Annotated in this window: 34 protein-coding genes; all 34 read left to right on the top strand. The window is 66.2% G+C overall.

The window, feature by feature from the left end:
* The first annotated feature begins 8 nt into the window (after positions 1 to 8).
* The 34 genes from rpsL (at position 9) to rpsK (ending at position 19,577) form a co-directional block, all read left to right on the top strand.
* Complete coding sequence (rpsL, locus tag ACNI14_RS06055) at positions 9 to 383, top strand: 30S ribosomal protein S12 (protein WP_062131472.1); 375 nt, start codon at positions 9 to 11, stop codon at positions 381 to 383.
* Positions 383 to 853: a 30S ribosomal protein S7 gene (rpsG, locus tag ACNI14_RS06050; protein WP_420519059.1), complete on the top strand. Its 471-nt coding sequence runs from the start codon at positions 383 to 385 to the stop codon at positions 851 to 853. The genes rpsL and rpsG overlap by 1 nt, the downstream gene beginning before the upstream one ends.
* Before the next feature lie 44 nt (positions 854 to 897).
* Positions 898 to 3,012: an elongation factor G gene (gene fusA, locus ACNI14_RS06045; RefSeq protein WP_420519058.1), complete on the top strand. Its 2,115-nt coding sequence runs from the start codon at positions 898 to 900 to the stop codon at positions 3,010 to 3,012.
* Between the two features lie 123 nt (positions 3,013 to 3,135).
* The gene (gene tuf, locus ACNI14_RS06040) at positions 3,136 to 4,326 is read left to right on the top strand and encodes an elongation factor Tu (protein ID WP_420519057.1); all 1,191 of its coding nucleotides are present in this window, start codon (positions 3,136 to 3,138) and stop codon (positions 4,324 to 4,326) included.
* A 304-nt stretch (positions 4,327 to 4,630) separates the two neighbouring features.
* Positions 4,631 to 4,939 carry a 30S ribosomal protein S10 gene (gene rpsJ, locus ACNI14_RS06035; RefSeq protein ID WP_042213186.1) on the top strand — a complete coding sequence of 103 codons (309 nt, stop codon included), beginning with the start codon at positions 4,631 to 4,633 and terminating at the stop codon, positions 4,937 to 4,939.
* A 24-nt stretch (positions 4,940 to 4,963) separates the two neighbouring features.
* A complete protein-coding gene (gene rplC / locus ACNI14_RS06030; RefSeq protein WP_420519056.1) occupies positions 4,964 to 5,629 on the top strand; it encodes a 50S ribosomal protein L3 in 666 nt (221 codons plus the stop codon).
* Between the two features lie 4 nt (positions 5,630 to 5,633).
* Complete coding sequence (rplD, locus tag ACNI14_RS06025) at positions 5,634 to 6,311, top strand: 50S ribosomal protein L4 (protein ID WP_420519055.1); 678 nt, start codon at positions 5,634 to 5,636, stop codon at positions 6,309 to 6,311.
* 11 nt (positions 6,312 to 6,322) lie between these two features.
* Complete coding sequence (rplW, locus tag ACNI14_RS06020) at positions 6,323 to 6,628, top strand: 50S ribosomal protein L23 (RefSeq protein ID WP_420519054.1); 306 nt, start codon at positions 6,323 to 6,325, stop codon at positions 6,626 to 6,628.
* 19 nt (positions 6,629 to 6,647) lie between these two features.
* The gene (gene rplB, locus ACNI14_RS06015) at positions 6,648 to 7,487 is read left to right on the top strand and encodes a 50S ribosomal protein L2 (protein WP_420519053.1); all 840 of its coding nucleotides are present in this window, start codon (positions 6,648 to 6,650) and stop codon (positions 7,485 to 7,487) included.
* A 12-nt stretch (positions 7,488 to 7,499) separates the two neighbouring features.
* On the top strand, positions 7,500 to 7,778 hold the full coding sequence (gene rpsS, locus ACNI14_RS06010) for a 30S ribosomal protein S19 (protein ID WP_419390589.1): 279 nt from the start codon (positions 7,500 to 7,502) through the stop codon (positions 7,776 to 7,778).
* A gap of 32 nt (positions 7,779 to 7,810) precedes the next feature.
* Positions 7,811 to 8,185 carry a 50S ribosomal protein L22 gene (rplV, locus tag ACNI14_RS06005; protein ID WP_420519051.1) on the top strand — a complete coding sequence of 125 codons (375 nt, stop codon included), beginning with the start codon at positions 7,811 to 7,813 and terminating at the stop codon, positions 8,183 to 8,185.
* Positions 8,185 to 8,994 (top strand): 30S ribosomal protein S3, encoded by an 810-nt coding sequence (gene rpsC, locus ACNI14_RS06000; RefSeq protein ID WP_420519050.1) that lies wholly within the window; start codon positions 8,185 to 8,187, stop codon positions 8,992 to 8,994. Before rplV ends, rpsC begins: the two co-directional genes overlap by 1 nt.
* A gap of 3 nt (positions 8,995 to 8,997) precedes the next feature.
* Positions 8,998 to 9,417: a 50S ribosomal protein L16 gene (gene rplP / locus ACNI14_RS05995; RefSeq protein WP_419390592.1), complete on the top strand. Its 420-nt coding sequence runs from the start codon at positions 8,998 to 9,000 to the stop codon at positions 9,415 to 9,417.
* On the top strand, positions 9,417 to 9,659 hold the full coding sequence (gene rpmC, locus ACNI14_RS05990) for a 50S ribosomal protein L29 (protein WP_419390593.1): 243 nt from the start codon (positions 9,417 to 9,419) through the stop codon (positions 9,657 to 9,659). Before rplP ends, rpmC begins: the two co-directional genes overlap by 1 nt.
* 11 nt (positions 9,660 to 9,670) lie before the next feature.
* The gene (gene rpsQ, locus ACNI14_RS05985) at positions 9,671 to 9,958 is read left to right on the top strand and encodes a 30S ribosomal protein S17 (protein WP_420519049.1); all 288 of its coding nucleotides are present in this window, start codon (positions 9,671 to 9,673) and stop codon (positions 9,956 to 9,958) included.
* A 61-nt stretch (positions 9,959 to 10,019) separates the two neighbouring features.
* Positions 10,020 to 10,391, top strand: a complete 372-nt coding sequence (gene rplN, locus ACNI14_RS05980; RefSeq protein ID WP_420519048.1) for a 50S ribosomal protein L14 — start codon at positions 10,020 to 10,022, stop codon at positions 10,389 to 10,391.
* Positions 10,391 to 10,732, top strand: coding sequence for a 50S ribosomal protein L24 (gene rplX / locus ACNI14_RS05975; RefSeq protein WP_420519047.1), 342 nt, complete (start codon positions 10,391 to 10,393; stop codon positions 10,730 to 10,732). Before rplN ends, rplX begins: the two co-directional genes overlap by 1 nt.
* The gene (gene rplE, locus ACNI14_RS05970) at positions 10,729 to 11,289 is read left to right on the top strand and encodes a 50S ribosomal protein L5 (protein WP_420519046.1); all 561 of its coding nucleotides are present in this window, start codon (positions 10,729 to 10,731) and stop codon (positions 11,287 to 11,289) included. The genes rplX and rplE overlap by 4 nt, the downstream gene beginning before the upstream one ends.
* 3 nt (positions 11,290 to 11,292) lie before the next feature.
* Complete coding sequence (locus ACNI14_RS05965) at positions 11,293 to 11,478, top strand: type Z 30S ribosomal protein S14 (protein WP_062069937.1); 186 nt, start codon at positions 11,293 to 11,295, stop codon at positions 11,476 to 11,478.
* 60 nt (positions 11,479 to 11,538) lie between these two features.
* Positions 11,539 to 11,937: a 30S ribosomal protein S8 gene (gene rpsH / locus ACNI14_RS05960; protein ID WP_420519044.1), complete on the top strand. Its 399-nt coding sequence runs from the start codon at positions 11,539 to 11,541 to the stop codon at positions 11,935 to 11,937.
* A 16-nt stretch (positions 11,938 to 11,953) separates the two neighbouring features.
* On the top strand, positions 11,954 to 12,490 hold the full coding sequence (rplF, locus tag ACNI14_RS05955; RefSeq protein ID WP_420519043.1) for a 50S ribosomal protein L6: 537 nt from the start codon (positions 11,954 to 11,956) through the stop codon (positions 12,488 to 12,490).
* Positions 12,491 to 12,493: 3 nt separating this feature from the next.
* Positions 12,494 to 12,865, top strand: coding sequence for a 50S ribosomal protein L18 (gene rplR, locus ACNI14_RS05950; protein ID WP_420519042.1), 372 nt, complete (start codon positions 12,494 to 12,496; stop codon positions 12,863 to 12,865).
* Positions 12,866 to 12,890: 25 nt separating this feature from the next.
* Positions 12,891 to 13,451, top strand: a complete 561-nt coding sequence (gene rpsE, locus ACNI14_RS05945) for a 30S ribosomal protein S5 (RefSeq protein WP_420519041.1) — start codon at positions 12,891 to 12,893, stop codon at positions 13,449 to 13,451.
* On the top strand, positions 13,451 to 13,633 hold the full coding sequence (gene rpmD / locus ACNI14_RS05940; protein WP_420519040.1) for a 50S ribosomal protein L30: 183 nt from the start codon (positions 13,451 to 13,453) through the stop codon (positions 13,631 to 13,633). The genes rpsE and rpmD overlap by 1 nt, the downstream gene beginning before the upstream one ends.
* Complete coding sequence (gene rplO, locus ACNI14_RS05935) at positions 13,633 to 14,385, top strand: 50S ribosomal protein L15 (RefSeq protein ID WP_420519039.1); 753 nt, start codon at positions 13,633 to 13,635, stop codon at positions 14,383 to 14,385. Before rpmD ends, rplO begins: the two co-directional genes overlap by 1 nt.
* 99 nt (positions 14,386 to 14,484) lie before the next feature.
* Positions 14,485 to 15,783 (top strand): preprotein translocase subunit SecY, encoded by a 1,299-nt coding sequence (gene secY, locus ACNI14_RS05930; RefSeq protein WP_420519038.1) that lies wholly within the window; start codon positions 14,485 to 14,487, stop codon positions 15,781 to 15,783.
* On the top strand, positions 15,783 to 16,349 hold the full coding sequence (locus ACNI14_RS05925; RefSeq protein ID WP_420519037.1) for an adenylate kinase: 567 nt from the start codon (positions 15,783 to 15,785) through the stop codon (positions 16,347 to 16,349). Before secY ends, ACNI14_RS05925 begins: the two co-directional genes overlap by 1 nt.
* 3 nt (positions 16,350 to 16,352) lie before the next feature.
* Positions 16,353 to 17,165, top strand: a complete 813-nt coding sequence (gene map, locus ACNI14_RS05920; protein WP_420519036.1) for a type I methionyl aminopeptidase — start codon at positions 16,353 to 16,355, stop codon at positions 17,163 to 17,165.
* Positions 17,166 to 17,306: 141 nt separating this feature from the next.
* The gene (locus ACNI14_RS05915; protein WP_420519035.1) at positions 17,307 to 17,762 is read left to right on the top strand and encodes a variant leucine-rich repeat-containing protein; all 456 of its coding nucleotides are present in this window, start codon (positions 17,307 to 17,309) and stop codon (positions 17,760 to 17,762) included.
* 70 nt (positions 17,763 to 17,832) lie between these two features.
* Positions 17,833 to 18,171, top strand: a complete 339-nt coding sequence (locus ACNI14_RS05910) for a hypothetical protein (protein WP_420519034.1) — start codon at positions 17,833 to 17,835, stop codon at positions 18,169 to 18,171.
* A gap of 129 nt (positions 18,172 to 18,300) precedes the next feature.
* Positions 18,301 to 18,522 (top strand): translation initiation factor IF-1, encoded by a 222-nt coding sequence (gene infA, locus ACNI14_RS05905; RefSeq protein WP_061963594.1) that lies wholly within the window; start codon positions 18,301 to 18,303, stop codon positions 18,520 to 18,522.
* 52 nt (positions 18,523 to 18,574) lie between these two features.
* A complete protein-coding gene (gene rpmJ / locus ACNI14_RS05900) occupies positions 18,575 to 18,688 on the top strand; it encodes a 50S ribosomal protein L36 (protein WP_009679193.1) in 114 nt (37 codons plus the stop codon).
* Positions 18,689 to 18,815: 127 nt separating this feature from the next.
* Positions 18,816 to 19,184 carry a 30S ribosomal protein S13 gene (rpsM, locus tag ACNI14_RS05895; protein ID WP_419390609.1) on the top strand — a complete coding sequence of 123 codons (369 nt, stop codon included), beginning with the start codon at positions 18,816 to 18,818 and terminating at the stop codon, positions 19,182 to 19,184.
* Positions 19,185 to 19,187: 3 nt separating this feature from the next.
* Positions 19,188 to 19,577, top strand: a complete 390-nt coding sequence (rpsK, locus tag ACNI14_RS05890; RefSeq protein WP_419390610.1) for a 30S ribosomal protein S11 — start codon at positions 19,188 to 19,190, stop codon at positions 19,575 to 19,577.
* Positions 19,578 to 19,710: the final 133 nt, after the last annotated feature.

Below are 19,710 nucleotides of genomic sequence, written 5' to 3'. Positions count from 1 at the left end.
GAGATGTAGTGCCTACGATTCAGCAGCTGGTCAGGAAAGGCCGGCACCCCAAGGCCAGCAAGACCAAGACGCCGGCGCTCAAGTCGAGCCCCCAGCGGCGCGGCGTGTGCACCCGTGTCTACACAACGACGCCCAAGAAGCCGAACTCGGCACTGCGGAAGGTCGCCCGCGTGCGCCTGTCCACGGGCATCGAGGTCACCGCGTACATCCCCGGCGAGGGCCACAACCTGCAGGAGCACTCGATCGTGCTCGTGCGTGGCGGTCGTGTGAAGGACCTGCCGGGTGTCCGCTACAAGATCGTCCGCGGCTCGCTCGACACGCAGGGCGTGAAGGGCCGTCAGCAGGCTCGCAGCCGTTACGGCGCGAAGAGGGAGAAGAAGTAATGCCTCGTAAGGGACCGGCCCCCAAGCGGCCCATCATCAACGACCCGGTGCACGGCGCGACCGTCGTCACCCAGCTCATCAACAAGGTGCTGCTCGACGGCAAGAAGTCGACCGCCGAGGCGATCGTCTACGGCGCCCTCGCGGGCGTCGGCGAGAAGTCGGGCCAGGACCCGGTGGTCGTCCTCAAGCGCGCACTGGAGAACATCCGCCCGGCGCTCGAGGTGCGCAGCCGCCGCGTCGGCGGCGCCACCTACCAGGTTCCCGTCGACGTGCGTCCGGTCCGCTCGACCACGCTCGCCCTGCGCTGGCTGGTGGACTTCTCGCGCGCACGTCGCGAGAAGACCATGACGGAGCGCCTCATGAACGAGATCCTCGACGCATCGAACGGCCTTGGCGCCGCGGTGAAGCGTCGCGAGGACATGCACAAGATGGCCGAGTCGAACAAGGCGTTCGCGCACTACCGCTGGTAGTCGCTGCCTCGTTCGACGGGATCCCAAGACTCTAGGAGAACCACGTGGCACAGGACGTGCTGACGGACCTGACCAAGGTCCGCAACATTGGCATCATGGCTCACATCGATGCCGGCAAGACCACCACCACCGAGCGCATCCTGTTCTACACGGGTGTCAACTACAAGATCGGTGAGACCCACGACGGCGCCTCGACGACTGACTGGATGGAGCAGGAGCAGGAGCGCGGCATCACCATCACCTCCGCCGCGGTCACGTGCTTCTGGGACGACAACCAGATCAACATCATCGACACCCCCGGTCACGTGGACTTCACCGTCGAGGTCGAGCGCTCGCTGCGCGTCCTCGACGGCGCGGTCGCGGTGTTCGACGGCAAGGAGGGCGTGGAGCCCCAGTCGGAGACCGTGTGGCGTCAGGCCGACAAGTACGACGTGCCCCGCATCTGCTTCGTCAACAAGATGGACAAGCTCGGCGCGGACTTCTACTTCACGGTCGACACCATCATCAAGCGCCTCGGCGCCAAGCCGCTGGTCCTCCAGCTGCCCATCGGCGCCGAGAACGACTTCGTCGGCATCGTCGACCTGGTCGAGATGAACGCCAAGGTGTGGCCCGGCGACGCCAAGGGCGACGTGACCATGGGTGCGACCTATGAGACCACCGAGATCCCGGCCGACCTCAAGGACAAGGCCGAGGAGTACCGCGCGGCCCTGCTCGAGGCGGTCGCCGAGTCCGACGAGGAGCTCATCGAGAAGTACCTCGGCGGCGAGGAGCTGACGATCCCCGAGATCAAGGCGGCGATCCGCAAGCTCACCATCGCGTCCGAGGTCTACCCGGTGCTGTGCGGCTCTGCGTTCAAGAACCGCGGCGTGCAGCCCATGCTCGACGCGGTCATCGACTACCTGCCGGCCCCCTTCGACGTCCCCGCCATCCAGGGCCACGACGTCAAGGACCCCGAGATCATCGTCGAGCGTCACGCGGACGCGACGGAGCCGTTCGCGGCTCTCGCGTTCAAGGTCGTCTCGCACCCGTTCTTCGGTCGCCTCACCTACGTGCGCGTGTACTCGGGTCACCTCGAGAACGGCGCGCAGATCATGAACTCGACCAAGGGCAAGAAGGAGCGCATCGGGAAGCTGTTCCAGATGCACGCCAACAAGGAGAACCCGGTCGAGACGATCCACGCGGGTCACATCTACGCGGTGATCGGCCTCAAGGACACGACGACGGGTGACACGCTGTGCAACCCGGAGCACCAGGTCGTGCTCGAGTCCATGACCTTCCCGGAGCCCGTCATCGACGTGGCGATCGAGCCCAAGACCAAGGGTGACCAGGAGAAGCTGTCCCTCGCGATTCAGAAGCTCGCGGAGGAGGACCCCACCTTCCGCGTGCGTCTGGACGATGAGACCGGCCAGACCGTCATCGGCGGCATGGGCGAGCTTCACCTCGACATCCTCGTGGACCGCATGAAGCGCGAGTTCAAGGTCGACGCCAACGTCGGCAAGCCGCAGGTCGCGTACCGCGAGACCATCCGCAAGACGGTCGAGAAGTACGACTACACCCACAAGAAGCAGACGGGTGGCTCCGGCCAGTTCGCGAAGGTGCAGATCTCGCTCGAGCCCCTCGAGGCCGATTCCGAGGTCCAGTACGAGTTCAAGAACGCCGTGACCGGTGGCCGCGTCCCCCGCGAGTACATCCCGTCGGTGGACGCCGGCATGCAGGCTGCGATGCAGCTGGGCATCCAGGCCGGGTACCCGGTCGTGGGCGTGCGCGCCACGCTTCTCGATGGCCAGTACCACGATGTCGACTCGTCCGAGATGGCGTTCAAGATCGCGGGTTCGATGGCCTTCAAGGAGGCCTCGCGACTGGCGAAGCCGGTCCTTCTCGAGCCGACCATGGCCGTCGAGGTCCGTACTCCCGAGGAGTACATGGGCGAGGTCATCGGCGACATCAACTCGCGCCGCGGCCAGATCCGCCAGATGAGCGACGCCGCGGGCGTCAAGGTCATCGACGCGCTCGTGCCCCTGTCCGAGATGTTCGGCTACGTCGGCGACCTGCGTTCCAAGACGTCGGGCCGCGCGGTGTACTCGATGTCGTTCGACAGCTACGCGGAGGTCCCCAAGGCAGTGGCCGAGGAGATCATCGCGAAGACCCGGGGCGAGTAGTCCCACCGGTTGACAACGTAAGTGAAGAACAACGACCAGTAGTGATGAAGCCCCGAATGGCCGTCATCCGGCCACACGGACTAGTATCTTTACCCGAGTCTCAAAAATCAGGAGGAACCCCTCATGGCTAAGGCCAAGTTCGAGCGGAACAAGCCGCACGTCAACATCGGCACCATCGGTCACGTCGACCACGGTAAGACCACGCTGACGGCCGCGATCTCGAAGGTGCTGCACGACCAGTACCCCGACCTCAACCCCTTCACGCCTTTCGAGGACATCGACAAGGCCCCTGAGGAGCGCGAGCGCGGCATCACGATCAACATCTCGCACATTGAGTACGAGACGACTGCGCGTCACTATGCACACGTCGACGCCCCCGGTCACGCCGACTACATCAAGAACATGATCACCGGTGCCGCCCAGATGGACGGCGCGATCCTGGTGGTTGCGGCGACCGACGGCCCGATGGCACAGACGCGTGAGCACGTGCTGCTTGCCAAGCAGGTCGGCGTTCCCTACCTGCTCGTCGCGCTGAACAAGTCCGACATGGTCGACGACGAGGAGATCCTTGACCTCGTCGAGATGGAGGTCCGCGAACTGCTGTCCTCGCAGGGCTTCGACGGCGACAACGCTCCCGTCATCAAGGTCTCGGCGCTCAAGGCGCTCGAGGGCGACGAGAAGTGGGCGAAGTCCGTCGCCGAGCTCATGGAGGCCGTGGACGAGAACGTCCCCGAGCCCGAGCGCGACATGGACAAGCCGTTCCTGATGCCCGTCGAGGACGTCTTCACGATCACCGGCCGCGGCACCGTCGTGACCGGCAAGGTCGAGCGCGGCAAGCTGAAGATCAACTCGGACGTCGAGATCCTCGGCATCCGCGACCCGCAGAAGACCACGGTCACGGGTATCGAGATGTTCCACAAGCAGATGGACGAGGCGTGGGCCGGCGAGAACTGCGGTCTGCTGCTGCGTGGCACCAAGCGTGAGGACGTCGAGCGCGGCCAGGTCGTGGTTGCTCCCGGCACCACCACGCCGCACACCAACTTCGAGGGCAAGGTCTACATCCTCAACAAGGATGAGGGTGGCCGCCACAACCCCTTCTACACGAACTACCGCCCGCAGTTCTACATCCGCACCACGGATGTGACCGGCGTCATCACGCTGCCCGAGGGCACCGACATGGTGATGCCCGGCGACACCACCGAGATGTCGGTCGAGCTGATTCAGCCGATCGCCCTCGAGGAGGGTCAGGGCTTCGCGATCCGCGAGGGCGGCCGCACGGTGGGCTCAGGCACCGTCACCAAGATCACCAAGTAGTTCATACACACGGCCTGGATGCGGGGCCTGGCACACGTCGCCAGGCCCCGCATCCGCGCGGTGGGGCCGATGCGCGGGCGGGCTTTTCCGCCTCGCAGACCGGGACGGTTCGTCCCGGTTGGCTTTGACGGCCGAAATCTGGCACACTATTCAGGTTGCCCATTGCGGGCGACCGCACACTCACCCACGACGACTCGAGAGATCGAGAAGCGCGCCAGTGCGTCGCAGATATGCGACACGCCCGAGCGCGGGGGTCGGAGGGTGGGAGACCACAGACGTACGAGAGATAAGGCAGAACCACGCGATGGCGGGACAGAAGATCCGCATTCGGCTGAAGAGCTATGACCACGAGGTCATCGACTCCTCGGCGCGAAAGATCGTCGAGACGGTCACGCGCGCCGGCGCCTCGGTAGTCGGCCCCGTGCCGCTCCCGACGGAGAAGAACGTGTTCTGTGTGATCCGTTCTCCTCACAAGTACAAGGACTCCCGCGAGCACTTCGAGATGCGCACCCACAAGCGCCTCATCGACATCGTGGACCCGACGCCCAAGGCGGTCGACTCGCTCATGCGACTCGACCTCCCTGCGGACGTCAACATCGAGATCAAGCTTTAAGCAACCGTTAAGGACATAAGCATCATGACCCCCACGACTTCCAATGCCCAGCGCACCACGCGTGCGCTGCTTGGTACGAAGCTGGGCATGACGCAGGTGTGGGACGACGAGGGCCGTATCGTGCCCGTGACCGTCGTCCAGGTAGACACCAACGTCGTGACCCAGGTGCGTAGCGCGGCACGCGACGGCTACGAGGCCGTCCAGCTCGCTTTCGGCACCGTTGACCCTCGCCGCGTGACCGATCCCCTCAAGGGCCACTTCGAGGCTGCCGGCGTCACGCCGCGTCGCCACGTGGCCGAGGTTCGCACCGCGGACGCCGCCGACTTCTCGCTGGGCCAGGAGCTCACCGCCGAGGTGTTCGAGGCTGGCCAGAAGGTCGACGTCACCGGCACCACCAAGGGCAAGGGCACCGCCGGTGTGATGAAGCGTCATGGCTTCCACGGCGTCGGCGCTTCCCACGGTGCACACCGCAACCACCGCAAGGCTGGTTCCATCGGTGGAGCATCGACGCCTTCGCGCGTCTTCCGCGGCCTCAAGATGGCCGGCCGCATGGGTAACGACCGCAAGACGGTTCAGAACCTCACCGTCCACTCGATCGACGCCGACAAGGGCCTGCTGCTCCTCAAGGGCGCGGTCCCCGGCAACAAGGGCGGCGTCGTGCTGATCCGCTCCGCAGCGAAGGGTGCGTGACACCATGGCTGAGACCCAGACCGTCGACGTGGTCGACGCCGCAGGCAAGAAGGCCGGCACGGCCGAGCTTCCCGCCGAGGTTTTCGACGTCGTCACCAACGTCCCCCTGATCCACCAGGTGGTGGTGGCGCAGCGCGCCGCCGCACGCCAGGGCACGCACTCCACCAAGACTCGCGGCGAGGTCGCGGGCGGTGGCCGCAAGCCGTACAAGCAGAAGGGCACCGGCCGGGCTCGTCAGGGCTCGATCCGCGCCCCGCAGTTCGCCGGTGGTGGAATCGTGCACGGCCCCCAGCCGCGCGACTACTCGCAGCGCACGCCCAAGAAGATGAAGGCGGCCGCCCTGCGCGGTGCCCTCTCGGACCGCGCTCGCGCGGGCCGGGTTCACGTGCTGAAGAACGTCGTGACCGGTGACGCGCCGTCGACCAAGACCGCTCTGGCGGCCATCTCCCACGCGACGTCGGGCCGCAGCGCCCTCGTCGTGCTGGAGCGGGCGGACGAGCTGTCCTGGAAGTCGCTGCGAAATGCGGCTGGCATTCACCTGCTCGCCGTCGACCAGCTCAACACCTACGACGTGCTCGTGAGCGACGACCTCGTCTTCACGTCGGGTTCCCTCGAGGCGTTCCTCGCGGGCCCGGCCAAGGGCAAGTCGGCGACCGCGGTCGCCACCGAGTCCGAGGCGTAAGGAGAACTGACGTGACTACGCTCAACAAGAACCCCCGTGACATCCTGATCCGGCCCATCGTGTCGGAGAAGAGCTACGCGCTCATGGATGCGGGCAAGTACACCTTCGAGGTCGACCCTCGCGCCAACAAGACCGAGATCAAGATCGCGGTCCAGCAGATCTTCGGCGTGAAGGTCGTCTCCGTCAACACCATCAACCGCAAGGGCAAGACGCGCCGCACCCGCTTCGGCATGGGCAAGCGCAAGGATGTCAAGCGCGCGATCGTCACCGTGGGCGAGGGCGACGCACTCGACGTCTTCTCCGGCCACGTGGGCTAGGCAAGGAACAGGAAACGACATGGCTATTCGCAAGCACAAGCCGACGACGCCGGGCCGCCGTGGCTCGTCAGTCGCCGACTTCGCCGAGGTCACCCGTTCGCAGCCGGAGAAGTCGCTGACGCGTCCGCTGCACAAGAAGGGTGGCCGGAACAACACCGGTCGCATCACCACCCGTCACCAGGGTGGCGGCCACAAGCGCGCCTACCGCGTGATCGACTTCCGTCGTCACGACAAGGACGGCGTGCCCGCCACCGTGGCGCACATCGAGTACGACCCGAACCGCACGGCGCGCATCGCGCTGCTGCACTACGCGGACGGCGAGAAGCGCTACATCATCGCGCCTGACCGTCTGACGCAGGGTGCGGCCGTGGAGGCAGGCGCCGAGGCTGACATCAAGCCCGGCAACAACCTGCCGCTGCGCAACATCCCGGTGGGTACGGTCGTGCACGCGATCGAGCTCAAGCCGGGTGGCGGCGCGAAGATCGCTCGCTCGGCGGGCGCCTCCGTGCAGCTCGTCGCCAGGGAGGGTCGCTTCGCGCAGCTGCGCATGCCCTCCGGCGAGATCCGCAACGTCGACTCGCGCTGCCGCGCGACCGTCGGCGAGGTGGGCAACGCCGAGCAGTCCAACATCAACTGGGGCAAGGCAGGACGCAACCGCTGGAAGGGCAAGCGCCCGACCGTCCGTGGCGTCGTCATGAACCCGGTCGACCACCCGCATGGTGGCGGTGAGGGCAAGACCTCCGGTGGTCGCCACCCGGTCTCGCCTTGGGGCAAGCCCGAGGGGCGCACGCGCACTCCGGGCAAGGAGTCCGAGAAGCTCATCGTCCGCCGCCGTCGTACTGGCAAGAACAAGCGTTAAGGAGCCTGACTTATGCCACGCAGTCTGAAGAAGGGCCCCTTCGTCGACGACCACCTGCAGAAGAAGGTGGACGCCCAGAACGATGCGGGAACGAAGAACGTCATCAAGACTTGGTCGCGCCGTAGCGTGATCACCCCGGATTTCCTGGGACACACCTTTGCAGTGCACGACGGTCGCAAGCACGTTCCCGTGTTCGTGACTGAGGCGATGGTCGGGCACAAGCTCGGCGAGTTCGCCCCGACGCGCACGTTCAGGGGCCACGTGAAGGACGACCGCAAGGGCCGCCGCTAACGCGGCCCGAGCGAAGGTAAGAGGAGTTGAAGATGGAAGCCAAGGCGCAGACGCGATACGTTCGCGTGACCGCCCAGAAGGCTCGCCGTGTCGTGGACCTGGTCCGTGGCAAGAACGCCGTCGAGGCGATCTCCACGCTGCGGTTCCAGCCGCAGGCGGCCGCGGAGGACGTGCGCAAGCTCGTTGCCTCGGCCGTTGCCAACGCACGCGTCAAGGCTGAGGCCGCAGGCGAGCGCTTCGACGAGTCCGAACTCGTGATCACCTCGATCACGGTCGACGAGGGCCCGACGATGAAGCGCATTCGGCCGCGTGCCCAGGGGCGCGCCAACCGCATTCTCAAGCGCACGAGCCACATGTCCGTGACCGTGGCCACCCGTACGGGTGCCGTGAAGGAAGGGGCCAAGTAATGGGTCAGAAGATCAATCCTCACGGCTACCGCCTGGGAATCACCACCGACCACCGCTCGCGCTGGTTCGCCGACTCGACCAAGGCCGGCGAGCGCTACCGCGACTACGTGGACGAGGACGTGAAGATCCGCAAGCTCATGTCCAAGGGACTCGAGCGCGCAGGCGTGTCCAAGGTTGAGATCGAGCGCACTCGCGAGCGCGTGCGGGTGGACCTTCACACCGCGCGTCCCGGCATCGTGATCGGTCGTCGTGGCGCGGAGGCCGACAAGCTTCGCGGCAACCTCGAGAAGCTCACGGGCAAGCAGGTCCAGCTGAACATCCTCGAGGTGAAGAACGCCGAGATGGACGCCCAGCTGGTCGCGCAGGGCATCGCCGAGCAGCTCACCTCGCGAGTCGCCTTCCGCCGTGCCATGCGCAAGGGCATCCAGTCCTCGCTGCGCGCCGGTGCCAAGGGCATCCGTGTGCAGTGCTCGGGCCGGCTCGGTGGCGCCGAGATGTCGCGTTCCGAGTTCTACCGCGAGGGCCGCGTGCCGCTGCACACCCTTCGCGCGAACATCGACTACGGCTTCTTCGAGGCCCGCACCACGTTCGGCCAGATCGGCGTGAAGGTGTGGATCTACAAGGGCGACATGACGGAGAAGGAGTGGGCCGCCGAGCAGGCGAAGGCTCCCCGTCCGCAGCGCGGCCGTGGCCGCGACGCTCGCGGACCCCGTCGTGACGGTCCCCCCCGTCAGTCCGCTGAGGCCCCCAAGGCCGATGCGCCTGCCGCTGCCGAGGCCCCCAAGGCCGACGCAGGGAAGGAAGGCTAAGACATGCTTATTCCGCGTCGCGTCAAGCACCGCAAGCAGCACCACCCGGGACGCTCGGGCGCTGCCAAGGGCGGCACCGAGGTCTCGTTCGGCGACTATGGCATCCAGGCTCTCGAGCCCGCCTACGTCACCAACCGTCAGATCGAGGCCGCTCGTATCGCGATGACCCGTCACATCAAGCGTGGTGGAAAGGTGTGGATCAACATCTACCCGGACCGCCCGCTGACGAAGAAGCCCGCCGAGGTCCGCATGGGCTCCGGTAAGGGCTCACCCGAGTGGTGGGTCGCCAACGTCAAGCCCGGACGCATTCTGTTCGAGCTTGCCGGCGTCGACGAGAGCCTCGCTCGCGAGGCGCTGCGTCGCGCCCAGCACAAGCTGCCCATGAAGACCCGTTTCGTGACCCGTGAGGGTGGTGACATCTGATGGCTATCGGTACCAAGTCCCTCATGCCGACCGAACTGGACGCCATGGAGAACGACAGCCTCGCCGAAGAGCTCAAGAAGGCCAAGGAAGAGCTGTTCAACCTGCGTTTCCAGTCGGCCACCGGCCAGCTCGAGAACCACGGCCGCCTCAAGGCGGTCAAGCGAGACATCGCCCGCATCTACACGATCCTGCGCGAGCGCGAGCTCGGCATCCGGACGGCGCCCTCGGCGTCGGCCGAGTAAGGAAAGACGAAATGTCGACCAAGAAGCACGCGACGGCCACGGCCGAGCACCGCGCGTATCGCAAGACGCGTCGCGGCTACGTCGTCAGCGACAAGATGGACAAGACGATCACCGTGTCGGTCGAGGACCGCGTCAAGCACTCCCTCTACGGCAAGGTTCTGCGCCGCAACAGCACCATCAAGGCGCACGACGAGGAGAACACGGCCGGCATCGGCGACCTCGTCGTCGTCATGGAGACCCGGCCGCTGTCCGCTTCCAAGCGGTGGCGACTCGTCGAAATCGTCGAGAAGGCCAAGTAACTAACGTTCGACCAGGCTCGCTCGGCAAGGCCCAGCGAGAACCAGACGACAGGAGAGACACATGATTCAGCAGGAGTCGCGGCTCAGAGTCGCCGACAACACGGGTGCCAAGGAGATCCTTGTCATTCGCGTGCTCGGGGGCTCCAAGCGCCGCTACGCCGGCATCGGCGACACCATTGTCGCCACTGTCAAGGACGCGATCCCGGGCGGCAATGTCAAGAAGGGCGAGGTCGTCAAGGCGGTCATCGTCCGCACCGCGAAGGAGCGCCGCCGCATCGACGGCTCGTACATCAAGTTCGACGAGAACGCTGCCGTGATCCTGAAGGGCGAGACCGCGGAGCCCCGCGGCACGCGCATCTTCGGGCCCGTGGGCCGCGAGCTTCGCGACAAGAAGTTCATGAAGATCATCTCGCTCGCACCGGAGGTCATCTGATGGCGAAGATTAGGAAGGGCGACCTCGTGGTCGTCATCGCCGGGCGCGACCGCGGCCAGCAGGGCCGCGTGCTCGAGGTGAACACCGAGAACGATCGGATCATCGTCGAGGGCGTCCAGCGTGTCACCAAGCACGTCAAGCCGGGTACCAGCCGTGACAATCAGTCCGGCGGCATCGTGACGACCGAGGCTGCTCTGCACATCTCGAACGTCATGCTCGTGGACCCGGAGACCAAGAAGGGCACCCGTGTGGGCTACCGCACGGAGGAGGTCGAGCGGGACGGCCGCACTCGCATCAAGCGTGTGCGCGTCGCCAAGCGCTCGGGTAAGGACGTCGAATGAGCACCGCAACGGCTCAGCCGCGGCTCAAGGAGAAGTACCGCAGCGAGATCATCGCCAAGCTCCAGGAGGAGTTCGGCCACGAGAACATCAACCAGGTCGCCGGTCTCACCAAGATTGTCGTGAACATGGGTGTGGGCGACGCGGCCAAGGACTCGAAGCTCATCGAGGGCGCGATCTCGGACCTGACGGCCATCACGGGGCAAAAGCCCCAGGTCACGAAGGCCCGCAAGTCCATCGCGCAGTTCAAGCTTCGCGAGGGCCAGCCGATCGGCGCGCACGTGACGCTGCGCGGCGACCGCATGTGGGAGTTCCTCGACCGTCTGCTGTCGCTTGCGCTGCCGCGCATCCGTGACTTCCGCGGCCTGAGCCCCCAGCAGTTCGATGGGAACGGCAACTACACGTTCGGACTGAACGAGCAGTCGATGTTCCACGAGATCGACCAGGACCGGATCGACCGCGTGCGCGGCATGGACATCACCATCGTCACGACCGCGTCTGCCGACGACGAGGGCCGCTCGCTGCTCAAGCAGCTGGGCTTCCCTTTCAAGGAGAAGTAGGACATGGCCAAGACTGCGCTCAAGAACAAGGCGGCCGGCAAGCAGAAGTTTGCTGTGCGCGCCTACACCCGGTGCCAGAAGTGCGGACGTCCGCACTCGGTGTACCGCAAGTTCGGCCTCTGCCGCGTGTGCTTCCGGGAGATGGCTCACGCAGGTGAGCTTCCCGGCATCACCAAGAGCAGCTGGTAAATCCACGACGCCGCAGGTCCCCCCATTGGGGAAACCACGGCGAGGAAGAGTTCACAACTCATGACGATGACTGATCCCATCGCAGACATGCTGACGCGTCTGCGCAATGCGAATTCGGCGTACCACGAGACCGTGTCTATGCCGCACTCCAAGCTCAAGGCGAACATCGCCACGATCCTGGAGGCCCAGGGGTACATCTCTGGCTCGGAGACCACCGAGGCCGAAGTGGGCAAGACGCTCACGCTGACCCTGAAGTACGGCCCCAACCGTGAGCGTTCGCTCGCGGGGGTGCGCCGCGTGTCCAAGCCCGGCCTCCGCGTCTACGCGAAGTCCACCAACCTGCCGAAGGTTCTCGGCGGTCTTGGCGTGGCGATTCTGTCCACCTCCTCCGGTCTGCTCACCGACCGCGAGGCTGAGAAGAAGGGCGTCGGCGGCGAGGTCGTCGCGTTCGTCTGGTAAGGAAAGGAGCGAGACAATGTCACGTATCGGCAAGTACCCCGTTCCGGTTCCTACCGGAGTGGACGTCACCATCGACGGCGCGCACGTCAGCGTCAAGGGCCCCAAGGGCACCCTGGCGCTCAGTGTCGCCGAGCCCATCACCGTCTCGAAGGGTGATGAGGGTATCGAGGTGAAGCGCCCGAACGACGAGCGCGTCGCCAAGTCCCTCCACGGGCTCACCCGCACCCTCATCGCCAACATGGTCGAGGGCGTCACCAACGGCTACGAGAAGAAGCTCGAGATCGTCGGCACGGGTTACCGCGTCGCTCTCAAGGGCGACAACCTCGAGTTCGCGCTCGGGTTCTCTCACCCGGTCGTCATCGCTCCGCCGGAGGGCATCACGTTCTCCGTCGAGGGTCCGACCAAGTTCGCGGTCGCGGGCATCGACAAGCAGCAGGTCGGCGAGACCGCCGCGAACATCCGCAAGGTGCGGCCGCCGGAGCCCTACAAGGGCAAGGGCGTTCGTTACGCGGGCGAGCAGGTGCGCCGCAAGGCAGGAAAGACGGGTAAGTAAGCCATGGCTATCTCAATCAAAGGCAAGGGGAAGACGGTCCAGCGCAAGCGCCGTCACTTCCGCCTGCGCAAGAAGATCTCGGGCACGACCGCGCGTCCGCGCCTGGTCGTGACCCGTTCATCCCGCCACATGGTCGCGCAGATCGTGGACGACACGGTGGGCAAGACCCTCGCATCGGCGTCGACCCTCGAGGCCGACATCCGAGCATTGGACGGCGACAAGACCGCGAAGGCGACCAAGATCGGCGAGCTCGTAGCAGAGCGCGCGAAGGCTGCCGGCGTCGACACCGTGGTGTTCGACCGCGGTGGCAACAGGTACCACGGTCGTGTGGCTGCGGTCGCCCAGGGCGCCCGAGAGGGTGGCCTGGCCCTGTAGGCCGGGACACAGATAAGGAATTCGTATGGCTGACAACAACCGCCGCGACAATCGCCGCGGCAACGAGCCTGATAACAAGTTCATCGAGCGCGTGGTGACCATCAACCGCGTGTCCAAGGTCGTCAAGGGCGGCCGTCGCTTCGGCTTCACGGCGCTGGTCGTCGTGGGCGATGGCGAGGGCAACGTGGGCGTGGGCTACGGCAAGGCCAAGGAGGTCCCCGCCGCGATCTCGAAGGGTGTCGAGGAGGCGAAGCGCAACTTCTTCCGCGTCCCCCGCATCCAGGGCACCATCCCGCACGTCGTGCAGGGTGAGGCCGCAGCGGGCGTGGTGTTCCTGCGTCCTGCCGCTCCGGGAACCGGTGTGATCGCGGGTGGACCCGTGCGCGCCGTCCTCGAGTGCGCCGGCGTCCACGACATCCTGTCGAAGTCGCTCGGGTCCTCGAACGCGATCAACATCGTGCACGCCACGGTCGCCGCGCTCAAGGAGCTCGAACTGCCCGAGGCTGTGGCCGCTCGTCGCGGCATGTCCGTGGAGGACGTGGCCCCGGCCGCGATGCTCCGCGCGCAGGCAGCGGGGGTGAAGTGATGGCTCGCCTCAAGGTCCAGCAGAAGAAGTCGACGATCGGCACCAAGCCGCAGCACCGCGAGACGCTGCGCTCGCTGGGGCTCAAGCGCATCGGCGACATCGTCATGAAGGAGGACCGTCCCGAGATTCGCGGGATGGTCAAGGCGGTCGACCACCTGGTTACCGTCGAGGAGGTGGAATGATGGCTGACGAGAAGAAGGCTGCGGCCGACAAGGCCGAGACGCCTGCCAAGAAGCCGGCGGCGAAGAAGGCTCCTGCCGCCAAGTCGTCCTCGACGACGGCTGCCAAGAAGCCTGCTGCCAAGAAGGCTCCTGCGAAGAAGCCCGCCGCGAAGTCGGAGGCTGCCTCGGCAAGCTCCGGTACCGCATCGGCCGCGAAGAAGGCTCCCGCCGCGAAGTCGTCGTCCTCGACGACCGCTGCGAACAAGCCTGCGGCCAAGAAGGCCGCCGCGAACGACGCCGAGTCCACCGACTCGGCGCCGAAGGTGACCACGCTGAAGATGCACCACCTCCGTCCCGCTGAGGGCTCCCACGCCCGCAAGATCCGCGTCGGACGCGGTGAGGGTGGACGCAAGGGCAAGACGGCAGGTCGAGGCACCAAGGGCACGGGCGCCCGTTACCAGGTTCCCGAGCGCTTCGAGGGCGGTCAGACGCCGATCCACATGCGGATCCCGAAGCTGCCCGGCTTCAAGAACCCGTTCAGGACCGAGTACCAGGTCGTCAACGTCTCGCAGATCGCGGAGCTGTTCCCCAAGGGCGGGAAGGTCACCAAGGCCGACCTCGTCGACAAGGGAGCCGTCCGCAAGAACCAGCTCGTCAAGGTGCTGGGCGATGGCGACATTTCCGTCAAGGTTGAGATTGTGGACGCGGACAAGGTTTCGCAGTCCGCGAAGACCAAGATCGAGGGTGCAGGCGGCTCGGTCAACGAGAGCTAGAGTCGTGGGCGGGCCGCGCGTGATGTGCGGCCCGCTCCGGCTGCCCGCCGCCGTACCCGTTCGTCGCCGATTCGTCGGCGCATAAGTGGAGGAACATCAATGCTGAGTGGCTTCCTGAGTGCGTTCCGTACGCCCGATCTGCGGAAGAAGCTGCTCTTCACGCTGGGCATCCTCGCGATCTACCGCCTGGGAGTGGCAATCCCCACCCCCGGCATCGACTACGCCAACGTCCAGCTGTGTGCGGGCCAGACCACCACGAACACCGCGTTCGAGGTGCTGAACCTCTTCTCCGGAGGGGCGCTCCTTCAGCTGTCGATCTTCGCGCTCGGCATCATGCCGTACATCACGGCGTCCATCATGGTGCAGCTGCTGCGCGTGCTGATCCCTCGCTTCGAGGCCCTCAACAAGGAGGGCCAGGAGGGGCAGGCCAAGCTCACGCAGTACACGCGCTACATCACCGTGGGCTTCGCCGTCCTGCAGTCCGCCTCGTACATCACGATGGCGCGCAACGACCTGTTCTTCCCCGGCTGTGCCGTGCCGATCATTCCGGACGACTCCTGGTACACGATCGCCATGATGATCCTCACGATGACCACGGGCACCGTGCTCATCATGTGGCTCGGCGAGCGCATCACGGAGCGCGGCGTCGGCAACGGCATGTCGCTGCTGATCTTCACCTCGATCGCGGCCTCGTTCCCGGGCGTCGGCTCGGCCATCTGGAACTCGTCGAACGGCCTGCAGAACTCGATCATCGTCGGAATCATCGTCCTGATCGTGATCGCGGCGGTCGTGTTCGTCGAGCAGTCGCAGCGCCGCATCCCCGTGCAGTACGCCAAGCGCATGGTGGGACGACGGATGCTGGGCGGCTCGTCCACCTACATCCCGATCAAGATCAACATGGCGGGCATCATCCCCGTGATCTTCGCGTCCTCGCTGCTGATGCTGCCGTCAGTGATCAGCCAGTTCGCGGGCAACGACCCGAGCGACACGATCATCTGGCTGCGCGACAACGTGGCGGACCCGGCGGCTCCGCTCAACATCGCGCTCTACATCCTCTTGATCGTCTTCTTCGCGTACTTCTACACCGCGATCACGTTCAACCCGAACGACGTCGCGGACAACATGAAGAAGTACGGCGGCTTCATCCCCGGCATCCGGCCGGGTCAGCCCACCGCAGACTTCCTGGCCTACGTGCTGTCCCGCATCACCGCTGCGGGCTCGCTGTACCTGGCGGCCGTCGCGCTGATCCCCACGATCACCTTCATCGTGCTGGGGCTGGACACGTCCATCCCGTTCGGCGGCGCGTCCATCCTGATCCTGGTGGGAGTGGGTCTCGACACCGTCAAGCGCATCCAGTCCCAGCTTGAGCAGCGCCACTACGAAGGGTTCCTGAAGTAATGCGCACCGTCCTCCTCGGCCCGCCCGGAGCGGGCAAGGGCACCCAGGCCACGCGTCTCGCGGAGCGCTGGCAGGTGCCGGCGATCTCGACGGGCGACATCTTCCGTGCGAACGTGCAGGGCAAGACCGAGCTCGGACGTCGCGCGCAGGAGTACATGTCCGCAGGGGCGCTCGTTCCCGACGAGATCACCAACGCGATGGTGCGGGATCGGCTGGCCGAGGACGACGTCGCCGGCGGTTTCCTTCTCGACGGGTACCCGCGCAATCCCGACCAGGCCGTCGAGCTCGACACCATGCTGTCGGATCTCGGCGTCGAGCTGGATGTCGCGATCGAGATCACCGCTGATCGCGACGAGGTCACCGATCGACTCCTCAAGCGAGCCGAGATCGAGGGCCGCGCGGACGACACGGAGCCGGTGATCCGCAAGCGCCTCGAGGTCTACGCGAAGCAGACCGCCCCGGTCGCTGCCTACTACGACGGTCGCGGACTGCTCGTCCAGGTCGACGGAATGAGCGAGATCGACGCAGTGACGGAGGCGATCATCGCCGCCGTCGCCGATCGCTGACGCGTGCGCGACCGGATCGAGTACAAGACCCGCGACCAGATGCGGGTGATGGCCCGCGCGGGCGTCATCGTGGAGCGCACCCTGGCCGCCGCGAAGGCGGCGGCCGTGCCCGGCGCCACCACGCGCGACATCGAGGCCGCGGCCGCGGCCGTGATCGCCGATGCGGGCGCCACCTCGAATTTCTATGGCTACTACGGCTTTCCCGCCACCGCATGCGTGTCCGTCAATGAAGAGGTCGTCCATGGCATCCCGGGTGATCGGGTGGTCAGCGATGGCGACGTCGTGTCGATCGACTGCGGCGCGATCGTGGACGGCTGGCACGGCGACTCGGCGATATCCGTCATCGTCGGCTCCCCCCGTTCGGACCAGGATGTGCACCTGGTCGAGCACACCCGCCGGTCGCTGTGGGCCGGCATCGCCGCGCTGGCCACGGCATCGCGGCTGGATGAGGTGGCCGCGGCGATCGAGGACGTCACCGAGGCCGCCGGGTTGCATCCGCTGGTGGGCTATGTAGGCCACGGCATCGGCACGGCGATGCATCAGGCCCCGGACGTCATGAACTATCGCACCCGAGGCCGGCTGGCTCGGGTGAAGCCAGGACTGTGCGTGGCGATCGAGCCCATGCTGGTGCAGGGCACGTCCGAGTCGACGGTGCTCGAGGACGACTGGACGGTGGTCTCCGCCGACGGCTCGCGTGGCGCGCACTGGGAGCACTCGATCGCCGTGCACGACCGCGGCATCTGGGTGCTCACCGCCACGGATGGCGGACGCGAGGGGCTCGCCCCGTACGGCGTCGAACCCGCACCGCTGGATTGACCCTCGGCGGTGCCCGTGTGTGATCGACCGCACGCCGGGTTACCGGGTTGTTACCGGCGGGCCGTGTAGGGGCAACATTCGGCCTCTACCGTGGTGACGACGACGGACCGCACGGGTCCGCTCCACACGAGGGACACTGCGATGGCACGCGGATTCAACTATGCGCCAGGCGCTTCAGACGATGTCGAGCAGGCGGCGGCGCCCGCGTTGCAGCGCTCCCGGATCGCCGCCCTGGTCCAGAGCAGGAATGCCGTCGTGCGCGAGGTGCTCGCCGCGCGCAGCGACCTGGGCCTCGGACAGATGGCGACCCTGGCCCACGATCGATCTGCGCAGGTGAGGACCGCTCTCGCGGCCAACCCCGCCGCCGCGCCGTCCGTGCTCGAGCACCTGGCAGGGGACCGACATGTGCCCGTGCTGGTGGCGCTGCTCGGCAACCCGGCGACGCCTCCCGACGTGGCCGAACGGCTGTCCTCCCACCGCAAGAGTGAGGTCCGCACAGCCGCGGCCAGCCGCATGGACGGACACGCCGGGGGCAGCCGTCCCACGCCGATCGCGCGCGCCGCGCCCGTGGGGGAGTCCGTGCCTCCACAGGCGTGACGGGCGGTCAGCCTGTCGTGTTGTTCACACGGCCTCGCGACTGGTGCGGCCGCGCTCTACGATGGCGGCAGTGAACAGCAGCGATCGAGGAGGGATGCGCGTGAGCTTCTCGTCTGCTCGTGGGGCCCCGGAAGACGTCGTGAAGGCACTCGACCCGAACGTCACCGGCCCCGACCTGCTGCGCCTCGCGGTCCACCGCGAGCCGTCGGTCCGCGCCGCGGTGGCGAGTCGCCGCGACTGCCCGACGGGAGCGCTCATCTCGTTGGGACACGATCACGCCACCGAGGTCCTCGAGGCCCTCATCGCCAATCCCCGGACGCCGTCGTCGGTGATCCGCAATCTCGCGGACAGCCGCAACGTGCAGATCTCCGGTTCAGCCGTCCAGCGTCTGCGCAACAGCTTCCGCTGAGCGCCGCTCCACGGCCGGTGTGCCGGGACCGGCGCAGGCGCGGTTGAGAAGCGCTCAGAACTCCCGTATAGTGGTGCGTCGGGCGTTTTCGCGCGCCCGGAAAACTGTCAACCAATGTGAGTGGAGTCCATGGCCAAGAAAGACGGCGTCATCGAGGTCGAGGGCTCGGTCGTGGAGGCACTTCCCAACGCCTCCTTCCGAGTGGAGCTGACCAATGGTCATCTCGTCCTCGCGCATATCTCAGGCAAGATGCGACAGCACTACATCCGGATCCTCCCAGAGGACCGGGTGGTGGTCGAGTTGAGCCCATACGACCTGTCCCGCGGCCGTATCGTCTACCGCTACAAGTGAGTCGTCGCCGGCGCGCATCTGCGTCACCAGCGCCGACGGCGAAGGAAGAAAAATGAAGGTTAAGCCCAGCGTCAAGCCGATCTGCGAGAAGTGCAAGGTCATCCGCCGCAATGGCCGAGTGATGGTCATCTGCGACAACCTGCGCCACAAGCAGCGTCAGGGCTAGACACACCAGAGAAAACGCGTTCAGGCAACCGAAAGGTAGCCCCCGGCTCGGAGGCCGGGGCCCGCACACATTACGCGGGATGCCTGAGCGTCAGACCTCCGACTACTGAGGAGTAGAAACAGCACTTATGGCACGCATCGTAGGCGTCGACCTCCCGCGCGACAAGCGCATGGAGATCGCGCTCACCTATATCTATGGGATCGGCCGGACCCGTTCGGCTCAGATCCTCGCCGCCACCGGGATCAGCCCGGACCTCCGCGTCAAGGACGCGGCGGACACTGACCTGGTCGCGATCCGCGACTTCATCGAGGCCAACTTCCAGGTGGAGGGCGACCTGCGCCGCGAGGTGACGGGCGACATTCGCCGCAAGGTCGAGATCGGCAATTACCAGGGACTGCGCCACCGTCGTGGCATGCCGGTCCGTGGTCAGCGCACGAAGACCAACGCCCGCACGCGCAAGGGCCCCAAGAAGACCGTCGCCGGAAAGAAGAAGTAAGCCATGGCAGCTCCTACACGTAAGCCGCGCAAGAAGATCAAGAAGACCGTCGCGCACGGTCAGGCGCACATCAAGTCCACGTTCAACAACACGATCATCTCGATCACGGACCCCGCGGGTGCCGTCGTGTCGTGGTCCTCGTCCGGCCAGGTGGGCTTCAAGGGCTCGCGCAAGTCGACGCCCTACGCCGCGCAGATGGCCGCCGAATCGGCCGCTCGCCGCGCGCAGGACGCCGGCATGAGCAAGGTCGACGTGTTCGTCAAGGGCCCGGGTTCGGGTCGCGACACCGCGATCCGGTCGCTGACCGCCGCCGGCCTCGAGGTGACCTCCATCAAGGACGTCACCCCGCAGGCGCACAACGGTTGCCGCCCGCCCAAGCGTCGCCGCAACTAGCATCTCGGCGTCGTCCTGACGCCACACGTCCTCGGCTCGGCACCGGCATCGGTGCCGAGCGAGGACGGCCAACTGAAGAACCGTGACCCCGCCGGACCCACACCGTCGGATCTTGCGAGCATCAAATAGCGGG

The organism is Demequina pilifera (assembly GCF_048814985.1).
Classification (GTDB): domain Bacteria; phylum Actinomycetota; class Actinomycetes; order Actinomycetales; family Demequinaceae; genus Demequina.
Note: the sequence above shows the minus strand (reverse complement) of the source record. Positions and strands in the feature narration are given on the sequence as shown.

Coding starts and splice junctions, on each gene's coding strand:
- rpsC (WP_420519050.1), top strand. CDS start 8,185: ATGGGTCAGAAGATCAATCCTCACGGCTACCGCCTGGGAATCACCACC.
- rpsG (WP_420519059.1), top strand. CDS start 383: ATGCCTCGTAAGGGACCGGCCCCCAAGCGGCCCATCATCAACGACCCG.
- rpmC (WP_419390593.1), top strand. CDS start 9,417: ATGGCTATCGGTACCAAGTCCCTCATGCCGACCGAACTGGACGCCATG.
- rplV (WP_420519051.1), top strand. CDS start 7,811: ATGGAAGCCAAGGCGCAGACGCGATACGTTCGCGTGACCGCCCAGAAG.
- rpsM (WP_419390609.1), top strand. CDS start 18,816: ATGGCACGCATCGTAGGCGTCGACCTCCCGCGCGACAAGCGCATGGAG.
- rplB (WP_420519053.1), top strand. CDS start 6,648: ATGGCTATTCGCAAGCACAAGCCGACGACGCCGGGCCGCCGTGGCTCG.
- rpsE (WP_420519041.1), top strand. CDS start 12,891: ATGGCTGACAACAACCGCCGCGACAATCGCCGCGGCAACGAGCCTGAT.
- rplO (WP_420519039.1), top strand. CDS start 13,633: ATGGCTGACGAGAAGAAGGCTGCGGCCGACAAGGCCGAGACGCCTGCC.
- rpsH (WP_420519044.1), top strand. CDS start 11,539: ATGACGATGACTGATCCCATCGCAGACATGCTGACGCGTCTGCGCAAT.
- rplR (WP_420519042.1), top strand. CDS start 12,494: ATGGCTATCTCAATCAAAGGCAAGGGGAAGACGGTCCAGCGCAAGCGC.
- rplX (WP_420519047.1), top strand. CDS start 10,391: ATGGCGAAGATTAGGAAGGGCGACCTCGTGGTCGTCATCGCCGGGCGC.
- rpmD (WP_420519040.1), top strand. CDS start 13,451: ATGGCTCGCCTCAAGGTCCAGCAGAAGAAGTCGACGATCGGCACCAAG.
- rplE (WP_420519046.1), top strand. CDS start 10,729: ATGAGCACCGCAACGGCTCAGCCGCGGCTCAAGGAGAAGTACCGCAGC.
- rplP (WP_419390592.1), top strand. CDS start 8,998: ATGCTTATTCCGCGTCGCGTCAAGCACCGCAAGCAGCACCACCCGGGA.
- rpsS (WP_419390589.1), top strand. CDS start 7,500: ATGCCACGCAGTCTGAAGAAGGGCCCCTTCGTCGACGACCACCTGCAG.
- rpmJ (WP_009679193.1), top strand. CDS start 18,575: ATGAAGGTTAAGCCCAGCGTCAAGCCGATCTGCGAGAAGTGCAAGGTC.
- ACNI14_RS05925 (WP_420519037.1), top strand. CDS start 15,783: ATGCGCACCGTCCTCCTCGGCCCGCCCGGAGCGGGCAAGGGCACCCAG.
- rplN (WP_420519048.1), top strand. CDS start 10,020: ATGATTCAGCAGGAGTCGCGGCTCAGAGTCGCCGACAACACGGGTGCC.
- rpsQ (WP_420519049.1), top strand. CDS start 9,671: ATGTCGACCAAGAAGCACGCGACGGCCACGGCCGAGCACCGCGCGTAT.
- infA (WP_061963594.1), top strand. CDS start 18,301: ATGGCCAAGAAAGACGGCGTCATCGAGGTCGAGGGCTCGGTCGTGGAG.
- secY (WP_420519038.1), top strand. CDS start 14,485: ATGCTGAGTGGCTTCCTGAGTGCGTTCCGTACGCCCGATCTGCGGAAG.
- tuf (WP_420519057.1), top strand. CDS start 3,136: ATGGCTAAGGCCAAGTTCGAGCGGAACAAGCCGCACGTCAACATCGGC.
- rplD (WP_420519055.1), top strand. CDS start 5,634: ATGGCTGAGACCCAGACCGTCGACGTGGTCGACGCCGCAGGCAAGAAG.
- rpsK (WP_419390610.1), top strand. CDS start 19,188: ATGGCAGCTCCTACACGTAAGCCGCGCAAGAAGATCAAGAAGACCGTC.
- rpsJ (WP_042213186.1), top strand. CDS start 4,631: ATGGCGGGACAGAAGATCCGCATTCGGCTGAAGAGCTATGACCACGAG.
- ACNI14_RS05965 (WP_062069937.1), top strand. CDS start 11,293: ATGGCCAAGACTGCGCTCAAGAACAAGGCGGCCGGCAAGCAGAAGTTT.
- rplC (WP_420519056.1), top strand. CDS start 4,964: ATGACCCCCACGACTTCCAATGCCCAGCGCACCACGCGTGCGCTGCTT.
- rplF (WP_420519043.1), top strand. CDS start 11,954: ATGTCACGTATCGGCAAGTACCCCGTTCCGGTTCCTACCGGAGTGGAC.
- ACNI14_RS05915 (WP_420519035.1), top strand. CDS start 17,307: ATGGCACGCGGATTCAACTATGCGCCAGGCGCTTCAGACGATGTCGAG.